This is a genomic window from Acidiphilium sp. AL (assembly GCF_025499445.1).
In the GTDB taxonomy this organism is placed as follows: Bacteria; Pseudomonadota; Alphaproteobacteria; order Acetobacterales; family Acetobacteraceae; genus Acidiphilium; species Acidiphilium iwatense.
Genome location: NZ_JAIMBZ010000083.1, coordinates 1 through 4,745 on the forward strand (window position 1 = coordinate 1; position 4,745 = coordinate 4,745).

Sequence of the window (4,745 nt, forward strand, 5' to 3'; positions counted from 1 at the left end):
GACATAGGCGGCCAGACGTGATTCGCTGCCTTGCGTGTTCGATTCGAGACCCACCACCCGCCTCCACGAGTCAGAATCTCTACCCACTCACACGCGTCAACGAATCGCTGCAAGAATTTTGTGACACAGTAAGACTAGGGCGCCGTGCAGCGATCAGGCCGAGCAGCCCGGCGCTGATGTTCGAGTATTTCCGCCGCGCCCCCGGCTTATAGCCCGGCTTCCAGCGTTTCAAAAACGCCAGAAGTTCCGGGATGGTCGCGATCCCGTCCGGCACCTGCAAAGGTAGATCGCCGCCGGTATAGGTGCCGAGGTTCAGCAGGCTGATCGAATCGAAGCCGCTGCCGCGCAAGGCGGGCAAATGTTGGGCGACGCTGTCGGAGAGCGAAAGCGCACCCGTACTATCCGCGTAGGACGCCAGGGTTCCGGCGAAGATCTTGCTGACCGAGCCAATCTCGAACAAGGTTTCCCTCGTGACCTGCCGGCCGTTGCGCCGCGATGCCATGCCGTATTCGCGGAAATGATGTGCGCCGCCCAGCGTCACCGCCACCGCCATGCCTGGAATTCCGTGCGTCCGCATCAGCGGCAGGATGGCGCGATCCACGATCCGCCCGACCCCATCCCGATCGAGAGGTCCACCGATCTCGCCGCCCGTCGCCCGTGCGGCATCGGCACTGACACCTGCGCCCAGCACCGCCGCCGCGCCCACGAACCCCCGCCTGCCGATCATGCCCATCCTTCTCGCCCGCGCGCCGCAAGCCTATAAAATAGAATGCCCGCGCACCCCGAGATAGAGGGAATAGACCGAACTCGTCGCGGTGACGAACAGGCGGTTGCGCTTGGGGCCGCCGAACGCCACGTTGCTGACCATTTCGGGAATCTCGATCTTGCCGAGCGGCGTGCCGTCCGGCGCGAATACCGCAACGCCGTTGCCCGAACCGCAACTGGTCCACACATTGCCGTGCTCGTCGAGCCGGAATCCATCGGCGAAGCCGGGCTCGATAACCGCGAACACCCGTCCCGACCCGAGCCGAACGCCGTCGATCACCTCATGGACGAGGATATGGTGCGGCCCGCCCTCGCGATGGGTGAAGCCGGTATCGGCGATGTAGAGGCGCTTTTCGTCCGGGCTGAAGGCGATGCCGTTCGGCCGCTCGTAATCCTCGGCGACGGCGATGAGCGCGCCGGTCGCCGGATCGAGCCGATAGACCCGGCAGACGCCCTGTTCGCTCTCGGCGCGATGGCCTTCATAGTCGGACATGATCCCGTAATCGGGGTCGGTGAACCAGATGCTGCCATCCGACTTCACCACGACATCGTTGGGCGAATTCAGCCGCTTGCCGTCGAACCGATCGGCGAGGATGCTTACGCCGCCGTCATATTCGGTGCGGCTGATGCACCGCCGCCCGTGTTCGCAACTAACCAGCCGTCCCTGCCGGTCGCGAGTATGGCCGTTGGTGTAGTGTGCCGGGCTGCGATAGACATCGACCTCGCCGGACGGCCACCAGCGCATGATCCGGTCGTTGGGAATATCGCTCCACAGCAGGCAATTGGCGTCGCCGAACCACACCGGACCTTCCGCCCAGCGGAACCCGGTCGCGATACGCTCGATCTCGGCATTCATCAGCAGCATCTGCCGCATGCGCGGATCGTATATGTGGTAGGTTGAGCCCATCTCGCCGCCTCCTGTTCCGCTTATGCTGCTTGCCGCATCTGTCGGTTATTGGTAATCGCCATGTATCAACGGAGCGACGCCGGGTCCAGATGGCGCCGCCGGACAATCAATAGAGCGAGGAACGGATTTGTCACATTCAGGACGGGTTGCGGGCAAGACGGCGCTGGTCACGGCGGCCGGGCAGGGCATCGGGCGGGCGATCGCCGAGGCTTTACTGCGCGAGGGCGCATCTGTGATCGCGACCGATCGGGACGCCGGATTGCTCGCCGGTCTTTCAGGCGCGCGCGTGGAAAAACTCGACGTGACCGACCCGGCTGCGATCGCCGCCATGGTCAAATCGGCTGGGCCGCTCAATATCCTGGTCAACGCGGCGGGCTTCGTCCATCACGGCTCGGTGCTCGATTGCGACGATGCCGGCTGGCAATTCTCCTTCGATCTGAACGTGACCGCGATGTTCCGCATGATCCGTGCTTTCCTGCCGGGGATGCTGGAAGCCGGCGGAGGTTCGATCATCAACGTCGCCTCCACTGTCGGCAGCATCAAGGGCGCGGTGAACCGCTTCGCCTATGGCGCGTCGAAGGCGGCGGTGATCGGGCTGACCAAATCGGTCGCCGCCGATTTCGTCACGCGCGGCATCCGCTGCAACGCGATCTGCCCCGGCACGGTGGAAAGCCCGTCGCTGCGCGGAAGAATTGCCGCCCTCGCCGAAGCGCGCGGGACGGATACAAGCACCGTCGAGGCCGAATTCGTCGCCCGCCAGCCGATGGGCCGGCTCGGCACGCCGGAGGAAATCGCCGCCCTCGCACTCTATCTCGCCGCCGACGAATCGCGCTTCACCACCGGCGTCGCCCATGTGATCGACGGCGGCTGGTCGAACTGAAAGATCGAAAAATGACACCGGAGCAGAAACCGAAGCTGCGCAGCGCATTATGGTTCGACAATCCGGGCAATCCGGGCATGACCGCGCTGTATCTCGAACGCTACCTCAATTTCGGCCTGACCCGCGAGGAGCTGCAATCGGGCAAGCCGATCATCGGCATCGCCCAGACCGGCAGCGACCTGTCGCCCTGCAACCGGCACCATATCGAGCTGGCCAAACGGGTGGCCGACGGCATCCGAGCCGCCGGCGGCGTGCCGCTGGAGTTTCCGGTCCACCCGATCCAGGAAACCGGCAAGCGGCCGACGGCCGCGCTCGACCGCAACCTCGCCTATCTCGGTCTGGTGGAGGTGCTGTTCGGCTACCCGGTCGATGGTGTGGTGCTCACCACCGGCTGCGACAAAACCACCCCGGCGATGATCATGGGCGCCGCCACGGTCGATCTGCCGGCGATCGTTCTGTCCGGGGGGCCGATGCTGGACGGGCATTTCGAGGGCGAACTGGTCGGCTCGGGCACCGTGGTCTGGGAAGCCCGCCGGCGCCTTGCCGCCGGCACGATCGCCTACGACAAATTCATCGACATGGTCGCCGGCTCCGCCCCCAGCGTGGGTCATTGCAACACCATGGGCACCGCAAGTTCAATGAACGCGATGGCCGAGGCACTGGGCATGTCGCTGCCCGGCTGCGCCGCGATTCCCGGTCCGTATCGCGAGCGCGCGCAGATCTCCTATGAAACCGGCAGGCGCATCGTCGAAATGGTCCATGAAGACCTTCGCCCGTCGAAAATCCTCACCCGAGACGCCTTCGAAAACGCCATCGTCTGCGCCTCGGCGATCGGCGCGTCGACCAACTGTCCGCCCCACATCATCGCCATCGCCCGCCATATCGGCGTCGAACTCGACATCAATGACTGGGACCGGATCGGCTACGACATTCCGCTCCTGGTCAACATGATGCCGGCAGGCAAATATCTCGGCGAAGCCTATTACCGCGCCGGCGGCCTGCCGGCGGTGATCGGCGAGCTGATGCGCCATGGCAAGATCCGCGAAACCGCGCTGACCGTCTCCGGCCGCACCATCGGCGAGGAAAATCGCGGCAAGCGCGGCATCGATGCCGACGTGATCCGCGATTACGCCAACCCGCTCGCCGAGCGTGCCGGCTTCGCCGTGCTCACCGGCAATCTGTTCCACAGTGCGATCATGAAAACCTCGGTCATTTCCAGGGAATTCCGCGACCGCTTCATGAGCGAGCCGGGCGACCCCGACGCCTTCGAGGGTCGTGCCATCGTGTTCGAGGGGCCGGAGGATTATCATGGCCGGATCAACGATCCATCGCTGAACATCGACGCCGATTGCATCCTGGTGATCCGCAATTGCGGCCCGATCGGCTATCCTGGCTCCGCCGAGGTGGTGAACATGCTGCCGCCCGACGCGCTGGTGCAAAAAGGCGTCAATCAGCTCCCCTGCATCGGCGACGGCCGGCAGAGCGGTACGTCCGGGAGTCCCTCAATCCTGAACGCCAGCCCTGAATCGGCAATAGGCGGCGGCCTCGCGCTGCTGAAAACCGGCGATCGCATCCGCGTCGATCTGAAGGACCGCAGCGCCAACATTCTGATCGACGAGGCCGAACTTTCAGCCCGCCGTGCCGCACTCACACTGCCCGAACTGGTGAACCAGACGCCGTGGCAGGAAATCCATCGCCGCTTCACCGGCCAGCTGGAAACCGGCGCGGTGCTGGAACAAGCGGTCGCCTATCAGCGCATCGCCGAACGCTTCGGCGTGCCGCGGGATAATCACTGAAGGGTTGATTTAACACCAAACCTCGAAATCAACGGTCATACTCTGGACCGCCGAAATCGACCGCTGCGCGCGCACTCCCGGTTCCCGGCTGGCAAAATCCAGATCCACGCCGCGTTCGGGTCCAACGCACCGTCCGGCGATCTGTATCAGGTTGTCTGTCCTGGTCTCCGAGAGTGCATCATATAGGCATATATAGCGCTCCTGACGCCCTCGTGACAGGATAGAGCGTGATGACTTTAAGTCGATCACGCTCTATTCGTATCTGCTCATCCTGGTCCGTCGGCCAGTTGAATCGATTGTGAATTGACGTGACCACGGCGGATACGATTCGACGGGAGGCGTGAGCGAGCTTCCTGACCTGTCCCTTCTATCGCATGCTGAGAAAGACGCGCTGATC

4 protein-coding genes are annotated in these 4,745 nt (G+C 63.9%); 2 read left to right on the forward strand and 2 right to left on the reverse strand.

Annotated elements, in window-relative coordinates; translation table 11 throughout:
* Positions 1-79: 79 nt before the first annotated feature.
* Positions 80-727: a serine hydrolase gene (locus tag AiwAL_RS19650; RefSeq protein ID WP_262313428.1), complete on the reverse strand. Its 648-nt coding sequence runs from the start codon at positions 725-727 to the stop codon at positions 80-82.
* A 30-nt stretch (positions 728-757) separates the two neighbouring features.
* On the reverse strand, positions 758-1,672 hold the full coding sequence (locus AiwAL_RS19655; RefSeq protein WP_235703421.1) for an SMP-30/gluconolactonase/LRE family protein: 915 nt from the start codon (positions 1,670-1,672) through the stop codon (positions 758-760).
* Positions 1,673-1,799: 127 nt separating this feature from the next.
* On the opposite strand from AiwAL_RS19655, the gene AiwAL_RS19660 reads away from it, so the two are divergent.
* A complete protein-coding gene (locus AiwAL_RS19660) occupies positions 1,800-2,552 on the forward strand; it encodes an SDR family oxidoreductase (RefSeq protein WP_262313429.1) in 753 nt (250 codons plus the stop codon).
* 11 nt (positions 2,553-2,563) lie between these two features.
* The gene (locus AiwAL_RS19665) at positions 2,564-4,348 is read left to right on the forward strand and encodes an IlvD/Edd family dehydratase (RefSeq protein WP_235703419.1); all 1,785 of its coding nucleotides are present in this window, start codon (positions 2,564-2,566) and stop codon (positions 4,346-4,348) included.
* The last annotated feature ends 397 nt before the right edge of the window (positions 4,349-4,745 follow it).